Genomic DNA, 26,890 nt, shown 5'->3' on the forward strand with positions numbered 1-26,890 from the left:
TCACCCCGCCGGTGCGTAGGGTTCCGGGTCGCAGTGGTCGACCTTCGCCGCGACGCCCGGACCGGACAGGTCCACCTGCACGGTCGTCGAGTCGTTCCCGGCGACGTACTCGTCGGTGGTCCGCTCCTCCACCCGGTCGGAACCGGCGTCGAGGAAGTCGACCGTGATCGGTGAAGTAGCCGCCGGTCGCGTTGGGGTTGGTGACCTCGACCGTCGCGTAGGGCTCGCTCGGCGTCGCGCAGTCGATCAGCCTCACCGTGGCGTCCTGCCGCGTCGTGGACGTGCTGGACGAGCCGCCGTCGCCGTAGGTGTCGTCCGTGTAGTCGTCATCGTCGTCGTAGTCGTGGTAGGTGCTGCCCGAACTGCCGCCGCTGCTCGACGACGAGCTGTCGTGGTTCTGGCTGGAGCTGCTGCATCCGCCGCCCCCGCCGTCGCTGTGACGGCCGGCGCGGCTGTGGCCCTTGCTCGTCGAGAAGCCCGTCAGCGCCAGGACGACGACCACGGCCACCGCTGTGAACTTGAGTTTCTGCCCCCGTCGATCCATACGGACAGCCTAGGCAACACCTGTCACGACCATGTCACTGCGTGGCGATGGGGCGGTCCCCGGCGTAGCGTCGGCGACGGCGGCCGCCGTCCGGATCCCTTCCGTACGCCCGGCACGACGGCCGTCCCGGCACGACAGCCGTCCCACCGGGTACGACAGCCGTCCGGGCACCGAGCGACCGTCCGGGCATCGCGCGGTCGTCCGGGCATCGCGCGGGTCGGTCGGCTCAGGCCGTTCTCGCCGTGCCCGTGCCCTTCTCCGCGTCCAGCGCGTACACGCAGCGGTCCTTGCTGGACGCGTACACGACGCCGTCGCGGACCACCGGGGAGCCGGTGATCTCGCCGCCGGTCGCCAGCTTCCAGCGCAGTCGGCCGTCGTCGGCCTTCAGGGTGTACAGCAGGTGGTCCGTCGAGCCGAAATGGATACGGCCCTCCGCCACCGCCGGGGCGCCCACGATGTCGCCGCCCGCCTGGAAGCGCCACTTGGGCGTGCCGGTGACCGCGTCCAGGGTGTAGAGCCCCTTGCCGCTGCCGACGTGGACATGGCCGGCGGCCACCAGCACCGGGTCGACGGACGCGCGGGCCTCGGTGGCGATACGCCAGCGGTCGCGGCCGTCGGTGGCGTCGATGGCGTACACGGTGCCGAGGTAGTCGGCGAGGTAGACGCCGCCGCCGGTCACCGCCGGGCCGGGCACGAAGGTCGGCGGGGACAGGAACACCGCCGGGGCCTCGAAGTGCCAGCGCACCATGCCGCTCGCGACGTCGACGGCGAGGACGCGGGTGCCTGCGGAGAGGTAGACATAGCCGTCGGGGGCCGGGGTGACGCGGACCGGGACACCGCCGCAGGAGGCCGTGTCGCCGATGGGGTACGACCAGCGTTCCTCGCCCGTGCGGGCGTCCAGGGCCTTCAGCCGGGCGTCCTGCCAGACGTAGACCGTGCCCTCGTGCAGGACCGGGCCGGCCTCCGGGGACTCGAAGTCGGTCTGGCAGCCGGTGATCTCCCACAGCTTCTGCCCGGCCGAGGCCTCCCAGGCCTGGACGCCGCCGCCGCGCGTGCCGGTGACGACCGTGCCCCGGTCCGCCTTGAGCGAGTACACCCAGGCGTCCGTCGACAGCCGCCACAGGTCGCCGCCCTCGCGGGCGTCCAGGGCGAACAGGGTGGGGCCGTCGGAGGCGTGCACCCTGCCGTCCGCGACCGCCATCGACCAGGCCACGTCCCGCGTCTTGAAGCGCCGGCGGCCGGTGGCCACATCCAGGGCGTGCACCTCGAAGGAGGTGACGTAGACGAGGTCCCCGGCGACGGACGGCGTGCCCCACACATCGTTCGACATGCGGAAACGCCAGGGCCGCCAGCCCGCCGGGGTCTCCGAGGGCGCGCTCTGGGGGGCCGGTACGGTCGTGTCGGCGCCGTTGACTCCGGGGCGCGGGCGGGACCAGCTGGCGACCAGGCCGGGCTCGGCCACCGGCGCCTTCACGGCGGCCGTGGCACGGACGTCGGCGACGCGCGGACCCGGCCCGATCGGCACGGCGGCGCCCGCCAGCCGGACGGGACCGATGTCGGGGGCGCCGACGGCCACGGCCGACTGCGCCGGGCGGGAGAGGACCACGGGGGCGTGGGACGGCGGGGGCGGTACGGCCGGTACGACGGGCCGGGCCATGCCCACACCGCCGCCACCGCCTCCGCTGCGGGGGCTCGGGGGCGCCGGTTTCGCCGGACGGCCGCCCCGGCGCGTCTCGATGAGGGTGACCGCCTTCTCGGGCAGCCACGCCGACGCCGTACCGCTGTCGTCGGAGCCGGAGCCGAACAGGTGGGGGGCGAGCTGGGCCTGGAGGTCGGCCGGGTTGGGCCGGGCCGTGGCCTCCATCTGCATACAGGACTCGATGAGCGGACGCAGCTCGTCGGGCAGGCCCTCCAGGTCCGGTCCCTCGCGCAGCAGCATGAAGACCGTCTCGACCGGGTTGGCGCCGTGGAAGGGCGGGTGACCGGTGGCGGCGAACACGAGCATCGAGCCGAGCGAGAAGACGTCGCTCGCGCCGGTCACGCTGCGCGAGTCCTTCGCCTGCTCGGGGGACATGTAGGCGGGCGTGCCGACGGCCACGTTCGTCATCGTCAAACGCGTGTTCGAGACACCGGACGCGATGCCGAAGTCGATCACCCGGGGCCCGTCCTCGACGACGAGCACGTTGGACGGCTTGAGGTCACGGTGGACCAGCCCCGCGCCGTGGATCGACTGGAGCGCCTCGGCGACGCCCGCCGCCAGCCAGCGCACCGCCTGGGCGGGCATCGGCCCGCAGTCGTTCACTATTTCCTCGAGGGAGGGCGCGGGAACGTACGCGGTGGCCAGCCAGGGCACGGCGGCGCGGGGATCGGCGTCGACGACGGCGGCCGTGTAGAAACCGGAGACCGCCCGGGCCGCCTCCACCTCGCGCGTGAAACGCACCCGGAAGAGCTGGTCCTCGGCGAGCTCGGTCCGGACCGTCTTGATCGCCACCCGCCGGCCCGAGGCCGAACGGGCCAGATAGACCAGCCCCATGCCGCCGGCGCCCAGCCGTCCCAGCACCTCGAACGGCCCGATCCGCCGCGGATCGTGCTGCGTCAGCTGATCCACCACTTGCCTGCCACCTCCCCGTACGAACCGCGTCACCCACTTGTGTACACGGCCCCGTGCAGCGTCTCACCACCGCACCGCCATGGCGGCACGCACCCTGATTCTTCCTGGCCGGACGGCCGGTTGCGAACCCGGGGGCAATCGGGGTGTCTCATCTCATATACGCGTATACAGCACGCACATGGCACCTGTCAGCGCTGGAGAAGCGCGAACGACGCCCCTTGATTGTCCGTGACGACCGCCACGATTCCGTACGAAGCGGTGAACGGGCCCGCCTGCACCCGCCCGCCGAGCCGGGTCACCGCGCCGAGAGCGGCCTCGCAGTCCCGCACACCGAAGTGGACGAGGAAATGCGGCGGCATCATCTCCGGGAAGACATCGCCGACCGGCGCCCGCCCGAAGTCGGGTTCGGCGCCCGGACCGAACAGCGCCTCGTGGAAGAGATGACCGTAGAACGTGTTGGCGGCCTCGGTGTCCCGGGCGTAGAGCTGCGCCCAGGCGAACGCGCCCGGCCGGTGCCGTACGCCGAAGCCGGGATGGCCGTCCGGCTGCCACAGGCCGAAGACCGCGCCCTCGGGGTCGGCGGCGAGCACGGCGGTGCCCGCCCCGCCGACCGGCAGCGGCCCCATGATGACCTGCCCGCCGGCGTTGCGGATGCGGCGGACGGTCTTCCGCGCGTCCGGGGTCGCGAAGTACACCGTCCAGACGGTGGGCATCCGGCCGTCCGTCTTGTGGGCGAGCGCGGCCACCGGCTCCCCCTCCAGCCGGGCCCACACGGAGGAGCCGTACGCCTCCTCGAAACCCCACCCGAAGAGCTCACCGTAGAACCGCTTGCCCGCGTCCACGTCGGGGAGCTGCGCGTCCACCCAGCAGGGGACGCCCTCTGCGTACACCGATGCCCTGTTTTCGGCCATGCAGCCAAACTAACGGCGGTTCACGCAAGCCGCAGACCAGGCACACCCGCCTCCGCACACCCGCGCACCCCATTTGCAGTCGGCCGAATAGCGCTCCGATCACCCCTCGGTAAGCTGACGGCATGACAGGACAAGTGCGTACCGTCGACGGCCGCGTGGCCGGTCGGCGCGGGCAGGCGACGCGGCAGAAGCTGCTCGACTGCCTCAGCGAGATGCTCAGCTCTTCTCCGTACCGCGACGTCAAGGTCATCGACGTCGCCCGGAAGGCGGGCACTTCGCCCGCGACCTTCTACCAGTACTTCCCGGACGTCGAAGGCGCCGTCCTGGAGATCGCCGAGCAAATGGCCACCGAGGGGGCCGAGTTGACCGGCCTCGTCGCGGGACGGTCGTGGGTCGGCAAGGCGGGCTGGCAGACGGCGCAGGAACTCGTGGACGGTTTCCTGGAGTTCTGGCGGAGGAACGACGCGATCCTCCGGGTCGTCGACCTCGGCGCGGCGGAGGGGGACAAGCGCTTCTACAAACTCCGCATGAAGATCCTCAACTCGGTGAACAACTCCCTGTCGGACGCGGTCGCCGAGTTGCAGTCCAAGGGCAAGGTCGACAAGGACGTGAACCCGGCCGCGGTCGCCGGCGCGCTCGTCGCGATGCTCGCGGCGGTCGCCTCGCACCAGAAGGGCTTCCAGACCTGGGGCGTCAAGCAGGCTGAACTCAAGCCGAACCTGGCCCTGCTGGTGCACCTGGGCATCACCGGCAAGAAGCCGACGAAGTAGCCCGGCCCCCATCTGTCTTTACGGTCAAGTCCTGTCTGTCAGGCGGCAGCTCACCCGGGTGAGCTGCCGCCTGCCGCGCTGTCGGCCTCAGCCGGGCAGCGCCCGGTCCTTCACCACGTGCTTCATCACCAACGTCGACGTCAGCCGCTGCACCCCCGGCAGGGTGGCGAGTCGCTCGTCGTACAGCCGCTGGAAGGCCGCGAGGTCGGCGGTGGCCACCCGCAGCAGATAGTCGGGCTCCCCGAACAGCCGCTGCGCGTCCAGGACGTGTTCCACCTCGCCCACCGCCCGCTCGAACTCGGCGACCGTGTCCCGGTCCTCCTGCCGCATCGAGACGAAGACCAGCGCCTCGAAGGTCAGCCCGACGGCGGACGGCTTCACCACCGCCCGGTAGCCGCTGATCGCCCCGGACCGCTCCAGCTCCCGCAGCCGCCGGTGACAGGGCGAGACGCTCAGCCGCACCCGCGCGGCCAGCTCGGTCACGGTCAGCCGCCCGTCCTGCTGAAGCTCGGCAAGAATCTTCCGGTCCACGTCATCCATGAGGAAGATCTTCCCTCGGATCACGCTGATCTGCGAAAACTTCGGAAACACTTTCGGCCCTATCGCGCCTAATGTTCCCGATATGGACTCCGGAACGCTGATTTCCTTCCTCGTCGTCGACCTGCTGCTGGTGTGCGTGCCGGGCGCCGACTGGGCCTACGTGATCTCCGCCGGGCTGCGCGGCCGGTCGGTGGGCGCGGCGGTGGGCGGTCTGGTGAGCGGGTACGCCCTGCACACGGTGCTGGCCGCGGCGGGCCTCGCCGTGCTGGTCGCCAGGTCGCCGACGCTGCTCACCGCGCTGACGGTGGCGGGCGCGGCGTACCTGGTGTGGCTCGGGTGGGCCGTGCTGCGGCGGCCGGGGACACCGGGCGCGGGGGAGGAGATCACGGCGGGCGGCGCGCGGGTGTTCCTGCGCGGGGCCACGATCAGCGGCCTGAACCCCAAGGGCCTGCTGCTCTACCTCTCGGTCCTGCCGCAGTTCCTCACCACGGGGGGCGGGCGAACGGGGGACGGGCACCTGCCGGTGGCCGTCCAGACGACCGCCCTCGGGCTCCTGCACATGGCGTGCTGCGCCGCCGTCTACCTCACGGTGGGCGTCCTGGCCCGCAGGCTGCTGGGCGCCCGCCCGGCGGCGGCCCGCGCGGTGACCCGCACGTCCGGCGCGGCGATGCTGGGGATCGGCACGTTCCTGCTGATACAGCACGCCTTCTGACTCCACCCGGCCACCCGGCCACCGGAAGCCAGAGGCCCCCACCGGAAGCCAGAGGCCACCCGGCCACCCGGCCACCCGGAAGCCAGAGGCCACCCGGCTACCCGCCTACCCGGCCTCTGGCTCCCGGGGGCGAGCCGGACCCGGGCGCCCCTGGTTCCTAGCTCCTGGGGGTGAGCCGGAACAGCCTGATCTCCCGCTCCACCCGTGCCTGGTACGTCGCGTACGGCGGCCAGAACGTCAGCAGCGCCTTCCAGACGGCCGCCCGCTCCTCCCCCGTCAGCAGCACGGCCGTCACCGGGATGTCCGTGCCCTTCCAGTTGATCTCGGCGTCCGGGTGGGCGAGCAGGTTGCCGGTCCAGGCGGGGTGCCCGGTGCGGCCGAAGTTGGAGCCGATCAGGATCCAGCTCCCGCCGCCCTCCTCGGGCATGCAGGCAAGCGGCGCGCGACGCGGCAGCCCGCTTCTCGCCCCGGTGGACGTCAGGATCACCCCGGGCAGCATCTGGGCGCTGAGCAGCACCTTTCCCCTGGTGAGACGGTGGACGGCCCGGTCGAGGGCGGGGATGACATGCGGCGCCACCTTCGCGAAGGTCCGCGTCGAGGAGATCTTCTGCACCACCCGGACGCCGATCACACCGACACCTCCGTCCGCTCGAAGAGCCGGGCCTCCTCGGCCGCGTGCGCGCGCAGCCGGTGCACGGGCCCGAACAGCAGCTCGTCGCCGGCCGCCCGCTTGAAGAACAGATGCGCCTCGTGCTCCCAGGTGAAGCCGATGCCACCGTGCACCTGAATGCCCTCGGCGGCCGCGCGGCGCAGGGCCTCCAGCGCCTGGGCGAGCGCAAGCCCACCGACCCGCTCACGGTGCCTGTCGATACCCCCGCGGTCGGCTGGGCCGCCCTGGCCGCCCTGGCCGCCCTGGCCGCCCGTCGCCCAGGCGGCGTAGTACGCGGCGGACCGGGCCGCCTGGACCTGTACGTACACATCGGCCAGTCGGTGCTGGACCGCCTGGAAGGAGCCGATCGCCCGCCCGAACTGTTCCCGTCGGCCGAGGTACTCGACGGTCCGCTCCAGTGCGCGGTCGGCCGCCCCGACGGCCTCGCAGGCGAGGAAGGCGGCCGCGAAGTCACCGGCGTGGGTGAGGGCCTGCGGTACGGCCGCCGCCGCCTCCTTTTCCTCGCTCCCGAGCAAGTCGGCTCGTACGTCGCGAAGTTGGACCCTGGCCTGCGGGCGGGTCGCGTCCAGGGCCGTCTGCCGGGTGCGGACGAGCCCGACGGCGTCCCCCGCCACGACGAACAGCAGGGTGCGCGACCGTACGAACCCGCCGGTGTGCGCGGCGGCCACCAGCGCCCCGGCGCTGTGCCCGTCGAGCACCTGCGCGGCCTCCCCGTACAGCCGCCAGACGCCCTGGACCCGCCGGGCCTGGATCCCGCCCGCGCGCCCGCCGCCGGACCAGTCGCCGCCCCGGGGGCCGGTGAGGGCGAGGGCGGTGGCCAGGGCGGGTGCGGGCACGGCGAGGGCGGCGGTCAGGGTGCCGTCGGAGATCGGGGGCAGCAGGTCGGCGCGCTGGGCGTCGGTGCCGAGGGCGAGGATCAGCGGCGCGGCGAGGACCGAGGTCGCGAGGAGCGGGGTGGGGGCGAGCGCCCGGCCGGTCTCCTCGGCGGCGAGGGCGAGGTCGGTCACCGGGCAGCCGACACCGCCGTACGTCTCGGGGAGTGCGAGGCCGGGCAGCCCGAGCTGCTCGGCGAGGGCGGTCCAGAGCGCGGGATCGTGGCCGCGGGGGGTGTCCAGAGCGGCGCGCAGTTCTTCGGGGCCGCAGCGTTTGTGGAGCAGTTCGCGCAACGTGCGGCGGATCCCGTCCTGTTCGGCGGTGAAGCCGGGGTCCATGGCCACCCCTCTCATCCTGATCTGACGGTGCGTCATATTAGGGCGGGGGGACGGGAATGCCCAGAGAGACGGCACCTGTCATGACTGCCGATATCTGATGTACCGTCAGATTTATGTCACCCGCATCCGCATCCGCATCCACGTCCGCATCCGGGACCCGGAAAGTGGCCGTGGTCGGCGTCGCCCTCTCCGACTGCGGGCGAGTGGACGACGTCACCCCCTACGCCCTGCACGCCCAGGCGGCCCGGCGGGCGCTGGCGGACTCGGGGCTCGACCGGCCCCGGGTGGACGGCTTCGCGTCCGCCGGGCTCGGCACGCTGGCCCCCGTCGAGGTGGCGGACTATCTCGGCCTGCGACCCACCTGGGTCGACTCCACCTCCGTCGGCGGTTCGACCTGGGAGGTCATGGCGGCGCACGCGGCCGACGCCATCGCCGCCGGTCACGCGAACGCGGTCCTGCTGGCGTACGGCTCGACGGCCCGCGCGGACGTGAAGGCGGGCCGCCGCACCGGCACCTTCGCCTTCGGCGGCCGCGGTCCGCTCCAGTTCGAGGTCCCCTACGGCCACACCCTGATCGCCAAGTACGCGATGGCCGCCCGCCGCCACATGCTCCAGTACGGCACGACGATCGAGCAGTTGGCGGAGGTGGCGGTCCAGGCCAGGGCGAACGCTGCCCTGAACCCCGACGCGATGTTCCGCGAGCCGGTGACGGTGGACGACGTCCTGTCCGGCCCGATGATCGCGGACCCCTTCACGAAACTGCACTGCTGTCTGCGCTCCGACGGCGGCGCGGCGGTGCTCCTGGCGGCCGAGGAGTACGTACGCGACTGCCGCACGGCCCCGGTGTGGATCCTCGGGACGGGGGAGCACGTCTCGCACGCCTCGATGTCCGAGTGGGACGACTTCACGGTCTCCCCGGCGGCGGTGAGCGGCCGGCTGGCGTTCGAGCGGGCGGGGCTGCGTCCGAGCGAGATGGACTTCGCCGAGATCTACGACGCGTTCACCTACATGACGCTGGTGACCCTCGAAGACCTCGGCTTCTGCGCGAAGGGCGAGGGCGGCGCGTTCGTGGAGAAGGGGCGGCTGACCCTGTCCGGCGCTCTGCCGGTGAACACCGACGGGGGCGGCCTCTCGGCCCAGCATCCGGGCATGCGGGGGCTGTTCCTGCTGGTGGAGGCGGTACGGCAACTGCGCGGCGAGGGCGGCGAGCGACAGGTACGGCGGCCGGACGGGGAGTTGCCCCGGCTCGGGGTCGCCTCCGGGACCGGGGGCTGGTTCTGCTCCTCGGGAACGGTGGTGCTGGGCCGGGACTGAGGCGCCGGTCCGACTTCCCGCGGTGGACCGGAACCTTTCGGGGACCGGCGGCAACCTTTCCCGGACCGGCGGCGACTGACGAGTCGAACGCTTTCCAGGACGTGCTCCGCCGAACCGCGTAAGGATTCATCCGTGGCATCCCCCTCGCACCGCCGATCCCGCCCCGAGCGATCCCGCGCCGAGCGGCGCACGGGCCGCGTCCCCGTCGTCACGCTGGTCGCCGTGGCGGCCGTCGCCCTCGTCGTCTCCCTGGTCGTGGCCTTCCGTCCCGACGGCGGATCCGACGGCGGGGCGCGTGCGGTCGAGCCCGCGGCCGGCGCCCAGGCGAGCGGTTCGCCGAAGGCGACCCGGACCGCCGTGTCACCGACGCCGAAGCCGACACCGTCGACGGCGTCCCCGAGCGCGACGGCCGGCACGAAGGCCACAGCCGGGGCCACCCCGACCGGAAAGTCCGGCAAGTCCGGCGCGTCCGGCTCGTCGAGCGGGTCCTCGGCCGCGCCCGCCGCCCGGACCGCGTCCGGCGCGGCGCCGCTGGCGGGGCGGATCGCGCCCGGGACCGCCTACCGGGGCGTCGCCACCTCCTACGACATCGGCGACGGCAACGGCGCCTGTTCCTACGGACCGACCTCCGACGTCATGACGGCGGCGATGAACACCGCCGACTACGAGACGTCCAAGGCGTGCGGCGCGTACGTCCTCGTCCGGGCCGGAAGCGGAGCGTCGATCACGGTCCGGATCACCAACGAGTGCCCGGCGCCCTGCGAGGCCGGCCAACTCGACCTCAGCCGACAGGCCTTCGCCAAGCTGGCCGACCTCTCGGCGGGCCGGATCCCGATCACCTGGAGCCTGCTGAGCCCCGCCACGTCCGACACGATCTCGATCCGCTACAAGACCGGTTCCACCCAGTACTGGTGCGGCATCCAGGCGATCGGCCACCGCAACCCGCTGGCCCGACTGGAGGTCCGCACCGGCGCCGGCTGGACCCGGCTGGCGCGCACCGACTACAACTACTTCCTCTCCGAGCAGGGCACCGGCTGCGGCGCCGCGATCCGGCTCACCGACATCTACGGCGAGCAGCTGACGGTCGAGGGACTCGCCGTCCGGGCGAACGTGGTGCAGTCGACGCGGGTCCAGTTCGCCCGGCACTGACCGCATACTCTCGCTGCATGGCCAAGGATCTTCATGAGCTGCTGAGGTCGCTGCGGGTGTGGGACCCGGAGGTGACCGCGCTGCCGCCGTTCACCCCGGAGTCCGCGCCCGCCGAGCCGCTGCCTCTCTTCACGAACTGGTTCGCCGAGGCGGTGACGGCGGGTGAGCGGGAGCCGCACACGATGACGCTGTCGACCTCGGACGAGGAGGGTCTGCCCGACGCCCGCATCGTGATGCTGCACGGCGCCGACGCGGACGGCTGGGCCTTCGCGACCCACGCCACCAGCCGCAAGGGCCGCCAGCTCGCCGCCCGCCCCTACGCGGCCCTCACCTTCTACTGGCCGGTGCTCGGCCGCCAGGTCCGAGTACGCGGCCCGGTCACCTCCGCCCCCTCCGAGGAGGCCCAGGCCGACCTGCACGCCCGCTCGACGGGCGCCCTGGCCGCCGCGCTGACCGGCCGCCAGAGCGAGGTCCTGACCTCACCGGAAGACCTGGCGAAGGCATCGCGGGCCGCCTGGCAACACGCCCAGGAGAACCCGACGGCCAAGTCCCCGACCTGGACCCTCTACCGACTGCGCCCGGACGAGGTCGAGTTCTTCCAGGGAGACAGCACCCGCCGCCACGCCCGCCTCCGCTACCGCCGAACAGACCGGTCATGGACCAAAGAACAACTGTGGCCGTGAGGCCGTGAGGCCAGTCGGCCCGGGCCGCGCGCCGCCCACATGGTCACGCCCGGACACCGGAGACCGCCTCCGAATGACGTCACCGCCGCAGCCCCTCCGGCTCCGGGTCCGTGGCCAGTCGGCCGTGCAGGTGGACGTCGCGGAAGGCGTCCCGGCGGCCTGATTCCCACATCGCGCCGCGCAGGGTCCCCTCGCACCGGAAGCCGCAGCGTTCGGCGATCCGGCAGGAGGCGTCGTGACCGAGCGCGTGGCCCAGCTCCAGCCGGTGCAGGCCTGTCTCGGTGAACGTCCACCGGGCCGCGAGCAGCAGGGAACGGGTGGCGACGTGCCGGCCGCGCGCCTCCGGCAGGACCCAGTAGCCGACTCTGGCGAAGCTCAGCACGTGGTCGATCATGTTGACGGCGATCTGCCCGAGGATCGTGCCGTCCGCCGCGTCCGTGACACAGAACGTCACGGCGCGTCCGGCGGCCACGTCCGCGCTCTTGGCCTCCAGGGAGGCCCGGGCGCCGGCCGTGTCGACGATCGTCCGCAGCGGGGTGTTCCAGCGCACGAACTCCGGGTCCAAGTGCCCGCGCAGCCAGGCCTCCACGTCGGTGGCGGACTCCGGGTCCCAGGGCCGCAGGGTCAGGCCGTGGCCGTGGAGACCGGTGGCGGCGGGGGCCGGGTGCGGCGCGCGTATGTCGGTCATCCGGCCATTGAACACCGCCGGTCTTTCACGGCGCGGGCCGGAACACCGGCACCCCGTCCCGGAACGCGACCGTCAGCTCCAGCCCCGCCCGCAGCTCCGGCCCCGCACCCTCCCCCACGATCTCCGTGGACATCCGCGGCCCCTCCGCCAGGTCGACCACCGCCGCGACGTACGGGGTCCGCCCGCCGAAGGGCGGCAGGTCGTTGCGGTGGACGACGGACCAGGTGTAGAGGGTGGCCCGGCCGCTCGCGTCCTCCCAGGTCACGTCCTCGCTCCAGCAGTGCGGGCAGAACTCGCGGGGGTAGTGGTGGGCCCGTGCGCAGGCCCCGCAGCGCCGGATCAGCAGCCGACCCCCGGCGGCCGCGTCCCAGTACGCGCGGGTGAAGGCGTCGACCTCGGGGACGTCGAAACGGTTGCCCATCTCCATGGTTCTGACGGTACGTCAGACCGTCGGATCCGGGAAGACCGCACACCCCCGGCACTCCGCCCCGCCCACGGCACTTCCCCCGGCACTCCGCACTCCTCGTGACACTCCTCACCGCCCTCCTCGTGGCGTTCCCCGTGACACCCCGCACGCCCTTCCTCGGGCCGCCATGAGAGATCCCTGTGCGTCCGCCATGAAACTGTGCGTCGCCCGTGAATGTCCCGCAGATTGTTGACGATTTTGTTGGCTCCGAATTACGTTCACCACCGCAAGCCCGGAGAGCACGCAGTCACCACCCGGTTCATCGAGAGGCAGCATCGTGAAGCACAGGGCAGTCAAGCGCAGGTCGGTCGTCTTGGGGCTCGGCGCCACCGCGGGTGTCGCGGCAGTGGGCGGCATCGCCCTGAGCGCGCAGGCGTCCAACGGCACCTCGACATCCTCGTCCTCGGACACCGGCTCCCTGTCCTTCGACCCGGACGCCTACACCAAGCTCACGACGACCGTCACGGACACCGCCGGCGACGAGCACTCCGTGACGTACCACTTCTGGAAGGCGATCACCTACGTCGCCAAGCCGGTGGACGCCGCCTACCAGTCGCTGAACGTCAGCGTGCCGGTCGAGATCGACGGCACGGCGGTCGACGCGAGCGACGCGCCGATCCTGTTCGCGAACTCCGTCGGCGGCTACATGCCGTCCTCCGTGGCGGACGCCACCGGGATCGGCGCCGGCGGCATGGGCGGCGGGATGGGCGGCGGCGCACCCGGCGGAGCACCCTCGACCTCGGCCTCCGCCTCGGCTTCCGCCTCCGCCACGGCCCCCGGGGCCAACGGCAACACCAACGCCACCGGCGGTGCGCTGGCCGTCAACCAGCTCCTGGCGCTGGCCGCCGGATACGTCGTCGTCGAGCCCGGCGCCCGCGGCCGTACGCTCAAGAACTCCGCCGGCGAGTACTACGGCGTGGCTCCCGCCGCGATCGTCGACCTCAAGGCCGCCGTGCGGTACGTGCGGGCCAACAAGGGCGTCATCCCCGGTGACACCGACCGGATCGTGTCCGCCGGCACCAGCGCGGGCGGCGCGCTCTCCTCGCTGCTCGGCGCGTCCGGCGACAGCCCGCTCTACGCCGAGTACCTCAAGGAGCTCGGCGCGGCCGACGCCTCCGACGCGATCTTCGCGACCGGCGCCTGGTGCCCGATCACCGACCTGGAGCACGCCGACGGCTCCTACGAGTGGAACTGGGGCGCCAACGCGCTCAGCACCGGCGAGCAGGTCGACCAGACGGTGTCGAAGACGCTCCGGTCGCAGTTCGCCGAGTACCAGGCCGGACTGAAGCTGCGGGGCCTGAACGGCTTCGGCACGCTGAACGCCCGCAACTACGACGAGTACCTGGTCGAGCAGTACCTGGAGCCGTCGGCCACCGCCTACCTCACGGCCCTCTCCGACTCCGCCCGCGCGACGTATCTCGCCGCCAACACCTTCATCACCTGGAAGAACGGCAAGGCCACCTTCTCCTGGGCGGACTTCCTCACCCACGTCGGCGCCCGCAAGAAGAACACCCCGGCCTTCGACGCCTTCGACCTGTCGGCGGGCGAGAACAATGAGTTCGGAAAGGGCACGGTCATCTCACGTCACTTCACGGCGTACAGCCTGAAGAATGACACCACCGGGCTCACCGCCAAGCGACTCGACAGCGACGTCCCCGAGATGCTGCGGCTGATGAACCCGATGTACTTCCTGGCCGACAAGCCCAACGAGGGCCGCAGCAAGCACTGGTGGATCCGCCTGGGCACGAAGGACTCCGACACCTCGCTGACGGTCTCCGCCAACATCGCCGCCGCGGCGAACGGTCTCGGCGACGACGTCGACCACCTCTACTACTGGGACGAGGGCCACGGCGCCAACACCGACCCGGGTGATTTCATCGCCTGGATCGCCAAGGTGACGGGGCACAAGGCGAAGGCCGGCGCCAAGGTCGAGAAGTAGTGGTTCCGCGCCTCCCGGTCCGTCCGGTGGGCATCCTGAACGCGGAGGGCGTGCGTTTCCCGTCATAAGTCACGAACGCCCCCGCCCGCGCCGGCGTCCGTTTCCCGTCATAAGTCACCGACGCCGTCGCACGCGACGCCTGGCCCGAGCGCACCTGGGCCAGGCGTCGCACCTTTTCCCCACCGGTCCCGCAGCGTCGGCCCCACCGGTTCGGCACCGCCCGGCCCCACCCGGATTCGCCACCACCTCAACCTTGTCGCGCACAACCGAGTGGCCTACGTCACCGGTCCTACCCGCACTTCCCCCACACGTGATCGATCCGCAACCAATTCCGGTCTTGACCGAGACCCATCAACCGCACGCGTGATTACGCTCGCGCTCATGGAAGACTCCGCACCGCGTCCGACCCCCCAGGCGATCACCACCGCGAACCCGGCCGACCGGCCCGTCTACGTCATCGGCGGCGGTCCCGGCGGCCTCGCCACCGCGTACGCGCTGCGTGCCCAGGGCATACGGGCCGTCGTCGTGGAGAAGTCCGACGGGGTGGGCGCGTCCTGGCGGCGCCATTACGACCGGCTGCATCTGCACACCACCCGGCGCCTTTCGGCGCTGCCCGGGCTGGCGATGCCGCGCCGGTTCGGCCGGTGGGTGGCACGCGACGACATGGTGCGGTACCTGGAGAAGTACGCCGAGGTCCATGAGCTGGAGATCGTCACGGGCGTCGAGGTCTCCCGCGTCGAGCGCACCCCCGACGGCACCGGCTGGCTGCTGCACGCCACCGGCGGACGCGAGCTCGTCGGCTCGGCGGTGGTCGTCTCCACCGGCTACAACCACACCCCGCACCTGCCGGACTGGCCCGGCCGTGAGGCGTTCACGGGCGAACTGACGCACGCCGCCGCCTACCGCAGCGGCAAGGAGTACGCCGGCCGGGACGTCCTCGTCGTCGGCGTCGGCAACACCGGCGCCGAGATCGCCGTCGACCTGGTGGAGAGCGGTGCGGCCCGGGTGCGGCTGTCCGTGCGCACCGCCCCGCACATCGTGCGCCGCTCGACGGCCGGCTGGGCCGCGCAGTACACGGCCGTGCTCGTCCGGCGGCTGCCGGTCCGCCTCGTGGACCGGCTCGCGCGGCCGATGGCGAAGCTCAGCGTGCCGGACCTCGCGGCGCACGGGCTGCCCCGACCCGACAGCGGCCTCTACTCCCGCGTCAGGGAAGGCGCCATCCCGGTGCAGGACGTCGGCCTGATCGACGCCGTGCGCAAGGGCAGCGTGGAGGTCGTGGCCGCCGTGACGGGCTTCGAGGAGGGCGGCGGGATCGTCCTCGCCGACGGCGCCCGGATCACCCCGGACGTGGTCGTCGCCGCCACCGGGTACGTCCGCGGCCTGGAGGAGCTGGTCGGTCACCTCGGCGTGCTCGACGACCGCGGCAGACCCGTCGGCCATGGCGCCCACGCCCCGAAGGACACCCCCGGCCTGTACTTCACCGGCTTCACCACCCCCATCAGCGGCACGCTTCGCGAGCTGGCGATCGACGCGGAGAAGATCGCGAAGGCCGTACGCCGCCACCTCCGGTAGCCGGCCCCGGCAGCCCGCCCCGGCCGGCTTCGGCAGCCGGCCCCGGCCAACCCCGGCAGCCGGCTCCGGCCGCCGCCCCCTCACCCCGTCGGCTGCGGCGGCCAACTCACCACACCTCGCTGCCCGTTACACCTGTGTCAGATGTGACGAGAACGTTGTCCCGTGCCCTCTCACGGAGCCAGAATGTGAGCCCTGTTCATCTTTCTGGTTCCACCCCCGCTCGCTCTCGAAGCTCGACGGAGGACGCACGTGGCAAGTGAAAGACAGCACTCCCGCCGTTCCGACGACGGCGGCATGTCCCGCCGTTCCCTGCTCGGCCGCACCGCCGCCGTGGCCGCCGGCGCCACCGCCCTGACCGCGACCGCCGCCGGTACGGCCGCCGCGGCCGCCACCCGGGACGTGGACGTCGCGATCGTCGGCGCCGGCCTCGCCGGCCTCACCGCGGCCCGCGACCTCGTGGCCGCCGGCCGGACGGTCGCCGTCCTGGAGGCCCGTGACCGGGTGGGCGGCAGGGTGGTCAACCTGCCGCTGGCCAACGGGGGAGTCACCGAGGGCGGCGGCGAGTTCATCGGCCCCACCCAGGACCGCGTCAAGGCGCTCGCCGACTCCCTGGGCGTGGCCACCTTCGCCACCTACAACACCGGCAAGAACCTCCTCTACAAGGACGGCAAGAAGACCCCGTACGCCACCGACGGCCTCCTCGGCTCGGTCCCGCCCGTCGACGTCGCGGGCCTCGCCAACGCCGCGATCGTGCAGGCCTCGCTGGACGACATGGCCAAGCAGGTGCCGGTCGACGCGCCCTGGACCGCCGCCAAGGCCGCCGAGTGGGACAAGCAGACCTTCGAGAGCTGGCTGAACGCCAACGCGGTCGTCCCGTCGGCGAAGTTCCTCCTCGACGTGGCCTGCACCTCGATCTTCTCGGCCGAGCCGCGCGAACTCTCGCTCCTCTTCGTCCTCTTCTACATCGCGGCCGCCGGCAACGAATCGACCCCCGGCACCCTGGAACGCCTCACCGAGACCGCGAACGGCGCCCAGGAACTGCGCTTCGTCGGCGGCTCGCAACTGGTGCCGGTCAAGCTCGCCGCCACCCTCGGCGACCGGGTGGTGCTGAACGCCCCGGTGCGCACGATCGTCCGGTCCGGCGGCAAGTACGTCGTCACCGCCGACGGCGTCACCGTCACCGCCAAGCGGGTCGTCGTCGCCGTGCCCCCGCCGCTCGCCGCCCGCATCCAGTACGACCCACTGCTGCCCGCCGCCCGCGACCAGCTCACCCAGCGGCTGCCGATGGCTTCGGTCGGCAAGGCCATCGCGATCTACGACACCCCCTTCTGGCGGGCCGACGGCCTCAACGGCCAGGTCGTCAGCGACACCGGGGTGATCAGCTCCACCTTCGACAACTCGCCGCCCGACGCCTCGTACGGCGCGCTGATGGGCTTCATCGAGGCCGACGAGGCCCGGAAGCTGGACGCGGCGAGCGAGGCGGAGGTCAGGGCGGCCGTGCTCAAGGACTACGTGACGTACTTCGGCGAGAAAGCCGCCTCCCCTTCCTCGTTCGTCCTGCAACGCTGGAACAACGAGGCCTACACCCGCGGCGGCCCCGTCTCGATCGCCGCACCGGGCGTCCTGACGCAGTACGGCCCGGCCCTGCGCGCGCCGGTCGGCGGGATCCACTGGGCCGGGACGGAGACCTCCGTCCACTGGATGGGCTTCATGGACGGAGCCGTGCGGTCGGGCGAACGGGTGGCTAAGGAGGTGCTGGCGGTGCTGTAGTCGCCGCCCGCGTCCGCCGCCGCCCGCTCCTTTCTGTGTGCACGACCATTCCTGACACTCCGTCAGGTATGTAACCTGACAGAGTGTCAGTTACTTGACGGTCACTCATGGCAGTCACACAGGAGCGGGCGGACCGATGCTTGGATCAACCCACGGCACCCTCACCACCGACTCCCGCCGGGCCCGGGTCATCGCGTGCGGCGAGCATCCGGGGCCCGCCGTCCACGGCCGGCCGGCCGAGGCGGACGACCTCGACGTCAGCGGCCGTCCGCTGTATGCGGACGTCCCCGATCTGGACCGGTTCTTCCGGCCGGAGTCGGTCGCGGTCATCGGCGCCTCGGACGCCGAAGGACGCCCGAACACCGGTGTCACCCGGCAACTGGTGGGCTGGGCCGAGCGGGTGGGGGCACGGCTGCATCCCGTGCACCCCACCCGCGGGAGCGTCTTCGGCCTGCCCTGCTCGCCGTCCGTGGTCGACCTGCCCGAACAGGTCGATCTGGCCGTGCTGCTGGTCGCCGACCCGCTGCCCGTCATCGAGCAACTCGCCGAGACGAAGGTGAAGTTCGCCGTCGTCTTCGCCTCCGGCTTCGCGGAGACGGGCGAGGAGGGCGCGGCCGCGCAGGCCCGCCTCGCGGCGGCGGTGGCCCGCTCGGGCATCCGCCTCCTCGGCCCCAACACCAACCTCAACGCCTTCGAGCGGTTCCGCGACGATCTCCCCGGCCCGTCGATCGCGCTGATCACCCAGTCCGGCCACCAGGGCCGCCCGGTCTTCGCCCTCCAGGAACTCGGCATCCGCCTCTCCCACTGGGCGCCGACCGGCAACGAGGCCGACCTGGAGACCGCCGACTTCCTCTCCTACTTCGCCGAGCGCCCCGAGGTCGGCGCGATCGCCTGCTACGTGGAGGGGCTGAAGGACGGCCGGTCCTTCCTCCTCGCCGCCGACCGGGCCGCCCGGCGCGGGGTGCCGGTCGTCGCGGTCAAGGTCGGCCGTACCGAGACCGGCGCCCGCACCGCCGCCTCCCACACCGGCAAGCTGACCGGCGCGGACGAGGTCGTCGACGCGGCGATGCGCCAGTACGGCGTGATCCGGGTGGACGGTCTCGACGAACTCCAGGACACCGCAGCCCTGTTGGCCCGCGCCCGGCCGCCGCAGGCCGACGGGGTCGTCGTCTACTCGATCTCGGGCGGCACCGGCGCCCACGCGGCCGACCTGGCGACGGCGGCGGGCCTCACCCTGCCGACCCTGTCGGCGGACAGACAGGCCGAGCTGCACCAGTGGATCCCCGGGTACCTGAACGTGGCCAACCCGGTCGACAACGGCGGCCATCCGGTGGGCGACCACCGCGGCCGGAAGATCATCGACTCGATCCTCGACGACCCGGCCGTCGGCGTCCTGATCTGCCCGATCACCGGCCCGTTCCCCCCGCTCAGCGACCGCCTGGTCCAGGACCTGGTCGACGCGGCGGAACGGACGGACAAGCTGGTGTGCGTGGTCTGGGGCTCGCCGGTGGGCACCGAAGCGGCCTACCGCGAAGTCCTGCTGGGCTCGTCCCGGGTGGCGACCTTCCGCACCCTCGCCAACTGCATCTCGGCCGTCCGCGCCCACCTCGAGCACCACCGCTTCGTGAGCGACTACCACTCCCCCTTCGACCAGGCGCCGCGCGTCCAGTCGCCGTCCTTCCGCAAGGCGCAGCTGCTGATGCGGCCGGGGCAGCAGCTGAGCGAGCACGGCGCGAAGCAACTGCTGCGGGCGTACGGCATCCGGGTCCCGCGCGAGCAACTGGTGACCAGCGCCGCGGCTTCGGTGCGGGCGGCCGGGCTGGTCGGCTACCCGGTGGTGATGAAGGCGTCCGGTGCGCAGATCGCCCACAAGACCGAGCTGGGTCTGGTGAAGGTCGGTCTCACCTCGGCCAGCCAGGTCCGGGACGCCTACCGCGAGTTGACCGACATCGCCCGCTACGAAGGGGTCTCGCTGGACGGCGTCCTGGTGTGCCAGATGGTCGAGCGGGGGGTGGAGATGGTGGTCGGCGTGACCCACGACGACCTGTTCGGCCCGACGGTGACGGTGGGCCTCGGCGGGGTCCTGGTGGAGGTCCTGCACGACGCCGCCGTGCGCGTGCCGCCGTTCGGCGAGGACCAGGCCCGCGACATGCTGGCCGAACTGCGCGGGAGAGCGCTGCTGGACGGCGTACGGGGCCGACCTCCGGCCGATCTGGACGCGCTCGTCGAGGTGATCCTGCGCGTGCAGCGGATGGCCCTGGAGCTGGGCGACGACCTCGCCGAGCTCGACATCAACCCCCTGGTGGTCCTGCCCTGGGGGCAGGGCGCGGTGGCGCTGGACGCACTGGCGGTGTGCCGGTGAGCATCACCTCGTCGCAGACGACCGACCGACAGGTCACCCACCTCGCCCTCGACCGCCCCGAGACCCTCAACGCCCTCACCCCCGACATGCGGGACCACCTGATCGACCTCCTCGCGCAGGCGTCGGCCGATCCGGACGTCCGGGCGGTGGTCCTCACCGGCACCGGCCGCGGCTTCTGCTCGGGGGCGGATCTGCGGGGTGGCGCCCCGGGCGGCGAGCGTGTGGCCGGCGATGTGAGCCGGACCCTCCGGCTCGGCGCCCAGCGCCTGATCTGCGCCGTCCTCGACTGCGAGAAGCCGGTGATCGCCGCGGTGAACGGCACGGCGGCCGGCCTGGGCGCGCACCTCGCGTTCGCCTGCGACCTGGTGCTGGCCGCGGAATCGGCGAGGTTCATCGAGGTGTTCGTCCGCCGGGGCCTGGTCCCGGACGGCGGCGGCGCCTATCTCCTCCCCCGTCTGATCGGACCCCGGCGGGCCAAGGAGCTGATGTTCTTCGGCGACGCGCTCACCGCGCCGGACGCCGAACGTCTCGGGCTGGTCAACCGGGTGGTCCCGGACGGCGAGCTGGACAAGACGGCCCGTGAGTGGGCGGCCCGCCTGGCCGCCGGTCCCACCCGCGCCCTGGCGCTCACCAAGCAACTGGTCAACGGTTCCCTGGACGCCGACCGGGCCGCCGCCTTCGCCGCCGAGGCCGCCGCGCAGGAGATCAACATGACGACGGCGGACGCGCGGGAGGGCGTGACGAGCTTCGTGGAACGCCGCGAGCCGAGGTTCCGGGGCCGGTGACGGGTCCCGGCCGCCGCGACCCTTCCTATCTGACATGCCGTCAGTTTCAATGGAACACATGATGGGACATGTGGGCATGGCGGCCGCGGCCGTCCGTTACCTCAGGGCGGACCACCCGGTCGAGGCACTGCCTCGCCCGGAACTGCGCTGTGTCCGCGAGGACGAACGCGCACCGGTGGACCAGGGCGAGTTCCGGCGGGTGCTGGGGAGCTTCGCGTCGGGCGTGACGGTCGTGACCGCACCGGCCGTCGAGGGCGGGGACGGAGACAGGGGCGAGGGCGAGGGTGCGGGCGCGGGCCCCGCCGGCTTCGCCTGCCAGTCCTTCTCCTCCCTCTCCCTCGATCCGCCCCTGGTCGCCTTCATGGTCGGCCGTACGTCCACGACCTGGCCGCGCATCGCCCGCGCGGGCGTCTTCTGCGTCAACGTGCTGAGCGCCGGCCAGGCCGGTCTGTGCCGCGCCTTCGCGGCGAGCGGCACCGACAAGTTCGCGGGTGTCGCCCACGACGCGACCCCGGTGTCGGGGGCGCCCCGCCTCACCGGCACGCTCGCCTGGATCGACTGCACGGTCCACGCCGTCCACACGGGCGGCGACCACCTCGTCGTCGTGGGCCGGGTGAACGCCCTGGGGGCGGGCGAGTGCGCGGACGAACCGCCCCTGCTGTTCCACCGGGGCCGCTTCCTCTGAACGTCGGCCCGCCCGACCGGCACGCCCCGCCCGACCGGCACGCGCGCTCAGCGCACGTAGTCGACGATCTGCATCATGCCTTCGTCGCCGTGCTGGAGCTGGAGCTGGTGGCAGTGCAGCATGGAACGGCCGGTGAAGTCCTCGGCGCGCAGCCGGAAGGTGATCGAGCCGTTCGGCGGGATGCTGACGGTGTCGTGCCAGACCGGCGTGGCCAGGCGGCGGTTGTCGACGGCCGTGAGCAGGAAGTGGTTGGTGTGCAGGTGGAAGGGGTGATGGCTGTGGGCGTGCGAGTCGTTGACGACCGTCCACTCCTCGACCTCGCCCAGCCGGACGCGCTGGTTGACGAAGTCGGACGAGAGACGGCCCCAGGCGAGATCGTGGCGGCCGGCCAGCGGGTCGGCGGGCGGGGTCTCGCCGTCGCCGAGAATGCGGTAGGCGTTCGGGAAGGCGCCTGAGAAGACGTTCTCGTAGCTGCGGAAGGTAAGGGCCCGGGTGCGGGTGGGCTCGGGCAGCTCGGGGGGCCTGCCGGGCAGGCTGGTCGGCAGCGACATCGAGCGGGGCTCGCCGGTGACGACGAGCGTCAGCAGGGTCTGCGAGGGGCCCCCGCCGGACAGCTTGTACGTGCCGGGCTCGCCCCCGCGGATCAGCAGGTCGGCGCGCCCGCCCATCGGCAGCGTCAGTCCGGTGGTGGCGACGGGCTCCATGAAGGTGATGCCGTCGCAGGCGATCTGGTGCAGCTCGTGCCCGCGCAGGCTCAGGAAGTGAGCGGTGATCGCACCGGCGTTGACGACCCGCCAGCGCTGGACCTCACCCGGGGCGATGGTCAGCACGGGATTCTTCACGCCGTTGACCAGGAAGGTCGAGGTGACGCCCTCGTAGACGCCGTGCGAGGTCAGGTCCGGGACCCGTCCGCCGGACAGCTTGAGTTCGTTGATGCAGACGACGACGTCCTTGGCGGCGGCGATCTCGGGCACCTCGTCGACGTCCCCCTCGACGACGATGACGCCCCCCATGCCGTTCAGCAGCTGGGTCGCCGTGGAGCCGTGGTGGTGGGGGTGGTACCAGAACGTGCCGACCGGATGGTCCGCCGGGACGTCGACACTCGTGCGGTAGGTGGTGGTGTTCCCCGGTGTGTCGGAGGGCGCGAAGACGCGGTAGATGTTGTCCGCCTCGCCCGTGGGATCCACATGCATGCCGTGGGTGTGCAGGTTGAAGGTGTTGAAGTCGTGCGGGATGTTCATGTCCTGATGCGTCGCGTCGGCATGCGTCGCGTCGGCGTTCGGCGGCAGCGCGTTGACCTGCGTGATCTCGAGAGAGTCCCCCGGACGCACCCGCAGCGTCGGCCCGGGGATCGTCCCTTCGTAGGCGCGCGTGGTCACCGTGCCGACGCCGGGGATCACCTGCTCGGTGAACTCGACGGTCAGCCGGGTCTCCAGCCGCCCCGTGTCCGGTGCCGTCCTGCGGGTCTCCGGCTGCGGGAACGAGGGGTCGGTCTGCTGTCGCGCCACCGCGCGCGGACTCGCCGCCAGGCCGGTCACGACCGCCCCGGCGGCGACCGGCAGGCACTTGAGCACGCCACGACGAGCCAGAGAAGTCACGTATCGCCTCCATGGGCAGAGCGACGACACGGAGGCCGCACAACGCAGCCATCCGTGTCGGAATGTGCCCATATGGTACGTAAAGGAGCCCCGAAATCACCTCCGCCTCACCGACCCGGACAGGCACCGGATCGGACGGACACCGGCTCACACAGCCACCGGCTCGGACACCGGCCCGCACGGGCACCGGCTCCGGCAGTCGTCGGCTCAGGCGGTCGCCGGTGCGGGGATCGGTGCGGGGACCGCCGGTCGCCGCCGGATCACCAGCGCCATCAGCGCCGCCGCGGCGCACAGCGCCCCCGACGCGTACCAGACCATGTCGTACGTGCCGAACGCGTCCCGCGCCATGCCGCCCAGGAAGGCCACCAGGGCCGCGCCGACCTGGTGGGAGGCCAGGACCCAGCCGAAGACGATGGCGCTGTCCTCGCCGTACTGCTCACGGCACAGCGCCAGGGTGGGCGGGACGGTGGCGACCCAGTCGAGGCCGTAGAAGACGATGAAGAAGATCATCGGCGGGTGCACGGAAGGCGCCAGCAGCATCGGCAGGAACAGCAGCGAGACGCCCCGCAGCGCGTAGTACACCGCCAGCAGCCGACGCGGCTCGAAGCGGTCGGTGAACCAGCCGGAGGCGATCGTGCCGACCACGTCGAAGACGCCGATGACCGCGAGCAGCGAGGCCGCCGCCGTGATCGGCATGCCGTGGTCGTGGGCGGCGGGCACGAAGTGCGTCTGGACCAGGCCGTTCGTGGAGGCGCCGCAGATCGCGAAGGTGCCGGCCAGCAGCCAGAACGGGCCCGTGCGGACCGCCGAGAAGAGGACCCGCAGCGTGCGGCGCGCGGCGCCCCGCACCGGGTCCGGCTTCGGGACGAACTCCGTCGCGCCGTACGGCTTCTGGCCCACGTCCGCCGGATGGTCCCGCAGCAGCAGCCACACGAAGGGGACGACGGCCAGCGCGGCCAGCGCGACCGTCACCGCCGCGGGGCGCCAGTCGTGCCGCGTGACCAGCCAGGACAGCAGCGGCAGGAAGATCAGCTGGCCGGAGGCTGAGGCCGCGGTCAGGATGCCGCTGACCAGACCCCGGCGCGTGGTGAACCAGCGGTTGGTGACCGTCGCGGCGAAGGCGAGCGCCATCGAGCCCGAGCCGAGGCCCACCAGCAGGCCCCAGTACAGCAGCAGCTGCCAGGCCGCCGTCATCCAGACCGTCAGGAGCGAGCCGACCGAGATCACGGTCAGGGCCACCGCCACCACCCGGCGGATGCCGAAGCGGTCCATCAGCGCCGCCGCGAACGGGGCGGTGAGGCCGTACAGCGCCAGGTTGATCGAGACCGCCGCGCCGATCGTGCCGCGCGACCAGCCGAACTCCTGGTGCAGCGGGTCGATGAGCAGGCCGGGGAGGGAACGGAAGGCCGCCGCGCCGATGATCGTGACGAAGGTGACGGCGGCGACGAACCAGGCGCGATGGACACGGCCGCGGCGACGGCCGAGAACGCGCCCGCGAACGCGGCCGGGGACGCGATCGGACGCGGGCCTCTGTTCCTCGGCGGACGCCGGTGTATCGGTTGTCTGGGTCACGTCACAGAGCTTCCGATATCGGACCCTCCCGGACGAGTGGCCCGAGGGACAGCATTCGCTAGGATCGGGCCATGGCCGAACCGTACGCATCCTCCCGCCACCGCGTCGTCGTCCTCGCCCTCGACGGGCTGATGCCCTTCGAACTGGGCATCCCGCAACGCATCTTCGGCAAGGCGCGCGACGCGGCGGGCCGCCGCCTGTACGACGTCGTCACCTGCTCCGTCCGGCCGCCGGGCCCCGTCGAGACGGACGCCGACTACGCCGTCCTGATCGGCAACGGTCCCGAGGCGCTGGCCACCGCCGACACCCTCGTCATCCCCACCTCCTACGAGCTGGGCCCCGTCTACGAGCAGGGCGTGCTCACCCCCGAACTGGCCGCCGCCCTCGCCCGCCTGCGACCCGGCACCCGCCTCGTCTCGATCTGCACCGGCGGATACGTCCTCGCCGCCGCGGGCTACCTGGACGGCCGCCCGGCCACCACGCACTGGATGCACGCCGAGCACTTCCAGCGGCTCTTCCCGAGGATCCGGGTCGACGCCGACGTCCTCTTCATCGACGACGGCGACGTCCTCACCTCCGCCGGTGTGGCGGCCGGGATCGACCTCTGCCTCCATCTCCTGCGCCGTGACCACGGCGCCGCGGTCGCCAACGAGGTGGCACGCCGTACGGTCGTCCCGCCGCATCGCGACGGCGGCCAGGCCCAGTACATCGAGCGCCCCGTGCCCGACCCGCAGCAGGCGACCACGACCGCCGCCCGCGCATGGGCGCTCGGCCGCCTCCACGAGCCGATCCCCCTGCGCGACATGGCCGAGCAGGAGGCCATGTCGGTACGGACGTTCACCCGCCGCTTCCGCGAGGAGGTGGGCATCAGCCCCGGCCAGTGGCTCACCCAGCAGCGGGTCGAGCGGGCCCGGCACCTGCTGGAGTCCAGCGACCGCTCCGTCGACCAGATCGCCCGGGACGCCGGTTTCGGCACCGCCCAGTCGATGCGCCAGCACCTACAGGCGGCCCTCGGGGTCACGCCGACCGCGTATCGCCGCACCTTCCGCACCGTCCGCACCATCCGCACCGGGAGCGGCGAGAGCGGGGGTCACGACGTCCTCGACGCCGCCCTGCGGTGACCGCCCGGCGACGCGCGCCTCGCCCCACCAGCCGACCGCCGTGAGGAGCAGGGTCACCCCGACGCCGGCCAGGATCGCCGTCGACGGGGCGACCACCTTCAGCAGGGCGCCGGCGAGGGAGCCCGTGGCCGCGTAACCCGCTCCCGCCGCCGCGTACATGACGGAGTACCCCGCGGCCAGGGCGTGCGGCGGCAGGGCCTCGCGCAGGGACAGGTTGCGGGTGAGCATCGCAGCGGACTGGAGGACGCCTCCCACGGCCAGCGCCGCCGCGATCCCCACCGCGTCCGGGGTCAGCGCGGCGAGCGTCACACAGACCGACGTCCCCGCCATCAGCACCACGCTGCGGGTGCGCAGCCGTCCCGGCCACGCCCGCAGACCGTAGGCGAACGCGCCGAGCCCCCCGCCCACCGCCATCCCGGTGAGCAGCGGACCGGACCAGCCGACGCCGACGCCCCGCTGTTCGAGCAGGGCGGGCAGGACGAGTTCGGCGAGCCCGAGCAGGGTGAGGCTGGCCGCACCGGTCACGTACACCGGCCAGGCGCCGGTCAGGACCCGCAGCGGCGACGCGCCCGCGCGGTCCTCGCCCCGCGGGTCGCCCGGGTCACCCGGATCCCTCGCGTCACCGGCGCCCGCCGCGCCCCAGGCCGCCGGGAGGAACCACAGGCCCGCGACCGACGAGGCCATCAGGACGGCCGCGAGGAGCAGCGGGACGCGCGGCGCGACGCCGAGCGCCAGACCGGCGACCGCAGCCGGGGAGACGGCCCACACCCCGGCCGTCAGCATCGACTCGACGGACAGCGCCTGTGCCGCGGCACGCTCCGGAACCAGCGCGGTGAGCAGCGTGCGCAGCCCACCGGTGGCGGCGGCCGGCGCGGCCCCGGCCAGGACCGCGAACCCGCCGAGAACCGCCGGATGCGCGGCCGGGAACGCCCCGAGCCCGGCGAATCCCGCGGCCCCGGCCGCCAGCCCGACGGCCAGGTGGACGCGGGCGCGCCCGGGGCGCAGCCGCATCCCGAGGACGGGGGCGCCCACGATCTCACCGACGACGTAGGCCGCCGCGAGGATCGCGCCCAGCGTGTAGCCGCCGGGGCGCTCGCGCACCAGGAACACCAGCGCCAGCGGGGCCATGGCGACCGGCATCCGGGCGCCGACCGCGGTGCAGCACCAGATCAGGACCTGTCGGGAGGCGACGTCGCGGTAGGTCATGCAAGGACCGTA

At 72.7% G+C, this 26,890-nt stretch carries 22 protein-coding genes; 12 read left to right on the forward strand and 10 right to left on the reverse strand.

What is annotated here, in order from left to right:
* From ACIRPU_RS20090 to ACIRPU_RS20100, 3 genes are all read right to left on the reverse strand, one after another.
* On the reverse strand, positions 1–132 hold the full coding sequence (locus ACIRPU_RS20090; protein ID WP_403868906.1) for a hypothetical protein: 132 nt from the start codon (positions 130–132) through the stop codon (positions 1–3).
* Between the two features lie 638 nt (positions 133–770).
* Positions 771–3,155 carry a PQQ-binding-like beta-propeller repeat protein gene (locus ACIRPU_RS20095; RefSeq protein ID WP_403868909.1) on the reverse strand — a complete coding sequence of 795 codons (2,385 nt, stop codon included), beginning with the start codon at positions 3,153–3,155 and terminating at the stop codon, positions 771–773.
* Positions 3,156–3,343: 188 nt separating this feature from the next.
* The gene (locus tag ACIRPU_RS20100) at positions 3,344–4,066 is read right to left on the reverse strand and encodes a VOC family protein (protein ID WP_355706788.1); all 723 of its coding nucleotides are present in this window, start codon (positions 4,064–4,066) and stop codon (positions 3,344–3,346) included.
* A gap of 134 nt (positions 4,067–4,200) precedes the next feature.
* Between ACIRPU_RS20100 and ACIRPU_RS20105 the strand changes: the two genes are divergently transcribed.
* Positions 4,201–4,836, forward strand: a complete 636-nt coding sequence (locus ACIRPU_RS20105; protein WP_384109010.1) for a TetR family transcriptional regulator — start codon at positions 4,201–4,203, stop codon at positions 4,834–4,836.
* 87 nt (positions 4,837–4,923) lie between these two features.
* Here the strand turns inward: ACIRPU_RS20105 and ACIRPU_RS20110 are convergent, their stop codons facing one another.
* Complete coding sequence (locus tag ACIRPU_RS20110; RefSeq protein ID WP_403868912.1) at positions 4,924–5,376, reverse strand: Lrp/AsnC family transcriptional regulator; 453 nt, start codon at positions 5,374–5,376, stop codon at positions 4,924–4,926.
* 82 nt (positions 5,377–5,458) lie between these two features.
* On the opposite strand from ACIRPU_RS20110, the gene ACIRPU_RS20115 reads away from it, so the two are divergent.
* Positions 5,459–6,088, forward strand: coding sequence for a LysE family translocator (locus ACIRPU_RS20115; protein ID WP_403868915.1), 630 nt, complete (start codon positions 5,459–5,461; stop codon positions 6,086–6,088).
* A gap of 157 nt (positions 6,089–6,245) precedes the next feature.
* Here ACIRPU_RS20115 and ACIRPU_RS20120 read toward each other — a convergent pair whose 3' ends face one another.
* Both ACIRPU_RS20120 and ACIRPU_RS20125 read right to left on the reverse strand, forming a co-directional pair.
* Complete coding sequence (locus ACIRPU_RS20120; protein ID WP_403868918.1) at positions 6,246–6,719, reverse strand: nitroreductase family deazaflavin-dependent oxidoreductase; 474 nt, start codon at positions 6,717–6,719, stop codon at positions 6,246–6,248.
* Positions 6,716–7,969, reverse strand: a complete 1,254-nt coding sequence (locus ACIRPU_RS20125; RefSeq protein ID WP_403869489.1) for an acyl-CoA dehydrogenase family protein — start codon at positions 7,967–7,969, stop codon at positions 6,716–6,718. The genes ACIRPU_RS20120 and ACIRPU_RS20125 overlap by 4 nt, the downstream gene beginning before the upstream one ends.
* A gap of 113 nt (positions 7,970–8,082) precedes the next feature.
* Between ACIRPU_RS20125 and ACIRPU_RS20130 the strand changes: the two genes are divergently transcribed.
* The 3 genes from ACIRPU_RS20130 (at position 8,083) to ACIRPU_RS20140 (ending at position 11,114) form a co-directional block, all read left to right on the forward strand.
* Entirely contained in the window at positions 8,083–9,282 is a 1,200-nt protein-coding gene (locus tag ACIRPU_RS20130) for a thiolase C-terminal domain-containing protein (RefSeq protein WP_403868921.1), read from the forward strand.
* Positions 9,283–9,414: 132 nt separating this feature from the next.
* Entirely contained in the window at positions 9,415–10,431 is a 1,017-nt protein-coding gene (locus tag ACIRPU_RS20135) for an expansin EXLX1 family cellulose-binding protein (protein WP_403868924.1), read from the forward strand.
* Between the two features lie 17 nt (positions 10,432–10,448).
* The gene (locus tag ACIRPU_RS20140; protein ID WP_403868927.1) at positions 10,449–11,114 is read left to right on the forward strand and encodes a pyridoxal 5'-phosphate synthase; all 666 of its coding nucleotides are present in this window, start codon (positions 10,449–10,451) and stop codon (positions 11,112–11,114) included.
* Positions 11,115–11,193: 79 nt separating this feature from the next.
* Here the strand turns inward: ACIRPU_RS20140 and ACIRPU_RS20145 are convergent, their stop codons facing one another.
* Together ACIRPU_RS20145 and ACIRPU_RS20150 are read right to left on the reverse strand one after the other, a co-directional pair.
* Positions 11,194–11,802 (reverse strand): GNAT family N-acetyltransferase, encoded by a 609-nt coding sequence (locus ACIRPU_RS20145; RefSeq protein ID WP_403868930.1) that lies wholly within the window; start codon positions 11,800–11,802, stop codon positions 11,194–11,196.
* 25 nt (positions 11,803–11,827) lie between these two features.
* Entirely contained in the window at positions 11,828–12,223 is a 396-nt protein-coding gene (locus ACIRPU_RS20150; RefSeq protein WP_403869492.1) for a Zn-ribbon domain-containing OB-fold protein, read from the reverse strand.
* 322 nt (positions 12,224–12,545) lie between these two features.
* Between ACIRPU_RS20150 and ACIRPU_RS20155 the strand changes: the two genes are divergently transcribed.
* The 6 genes from ACIRPU_RS20155 to ACIRPU_RS20180 all read left to right on the forward strand — a co-directional run bounded on the left by ACIRPU_RS20155 (position 12,546) and on the right by ACIRPU_RS20180 (position 21,381).
* On the forward strand, positions 12,546–14,207 hold the full coding sequence (locus ACIRPU_RS20155; RefSeq protein ID WP_403868933.1) for a subtype B tannase: 1,662 nt from the start codon (positions 12,546–12,548) through the stop codon (positions 14,205–14,207).
* Positions 14,208–14,588: 381 nt separating this feature from the next.
* A complete protein-coding gene (locus ACIRPU_RS20160) occupies positions 14,589–15,779 on the forward strand; it encodes a flavin-containing monooxygenase (RefSeq protein WP_403868936.1) in 1,191 nt (396 codons plus the stop codon).
* 294 nt (positions 15,780–16,073) lie between these two features.
* Positions 16,074–17,549 carry an FAD-dependent oxidoreductase gene (locus ACIRPU_RS20165; protein WP_355706868.1) on the forward strand — a complete coding sequence of 492 codons (1,476 nt, stop codon included), beginning with the start codon at positions 16,074–16,076 and terminating at the stop codon, positions 17,547–17,549.
* A 136-nt stretch (positions 17,550–17,685) separates the two neighbouring features.
* The gene (locus ACIRPU_RS20170) at positions 17,686–19,911 is read left to right on the forward strand and encodes an acetate--CoA ligase family protein (protein WP_403868939.1); all 2,226 of its coding nucleotides are present in this window, start codon (positions 17,686–17,688) and stop codon (positions 19,909–19,911) included.
* Complete coding sequence (locus ACIRPU_RS20175) at positions 19,908–20,696, forward strand: enoyl-CoA hydratase/isomerase family protein (protein ID WP_403868942.1); 789 nt, start codon at positions 19,908–19,910, stop codon at positions 20,694–20,696. Before ACIRPU_RS20170 ends, ACIRPU_RS20175 begins: the two co-directional genes overlap by 4 nt.
* Positions 20,697–20,757: 61 nt before the next feature.
* A complete protein-coding gene (locus tag ACIRPU_RS20180; protein WP_403869494.1) occupies positions 20,758–21,381 on the forward strand; it encodes a flavin reductase family protein in 624 nt (207 codons plus the stop codon).
* Between the two features lie 47 nt (positions 21,382–21,428).
* Here ACIRPU_RS20180 and ACIRPU_RS20185 read toward each other — a convergent pair whose 3' ends face one another.
* Together ACIRPU_RS20185 and ACIRPU_RS20190 are read right to left on the reverse strand one after the other, a co-directional pair.
* On the reverse strand, positions 21,429–22,979 hold the full coding sequence (locus ACIRPU_RS20185; RefSeq protein WP_403868945.1) for a multicopper oxidase family protein: 1,551 nt from the start codon (positions 22,977–22,979) through the stop codon (positions 21,429–21,431).
* A gap of 207 nt (positions 22,980–23,186) precedes the next feature.
* The gene (locus tag ACIRPU_RS20190) at positions 23,187–24,551 is read right to left on the reverse strand and encodes an MFS transporter (protein WP_403868948.1); all 1,365 of its coding nucleotides are present in this window, start codon (positions 24,549–24,551) and stop codon (positions 23,187–23,189) included.
* Positions 24,552–24,622: 71 nt separating this feature from the next.
* Here ACIRPU_RS20190 and ACIRPU_RS20195 point away from each other — a divergent pair, with 71 nt between their 5' ends.
* On the forward strand, positions 24,623–25,672 hold the full coding sequence (locus ACIRPU_RS20195) for a GlxA family transcriptional regulator (protein ID WP_403868951.1): 1,050 nt from the start codon (positions 24,623–24,625) through the stop codon (positions 25,670–25,672).
* The last annotated feature ends 1,218 nt before the right edge of the window (positions 25,673–26,890 follow it).

Origin of the sequence: Streptomyces sp. NPDC102259, from assembly GCF_044766465.1 — a bacterium.
GTDB lineage: Bacteria > Actinomycetota > Actinomycetes > Streptomycetales > Streptomycetaceae > Streptomyces.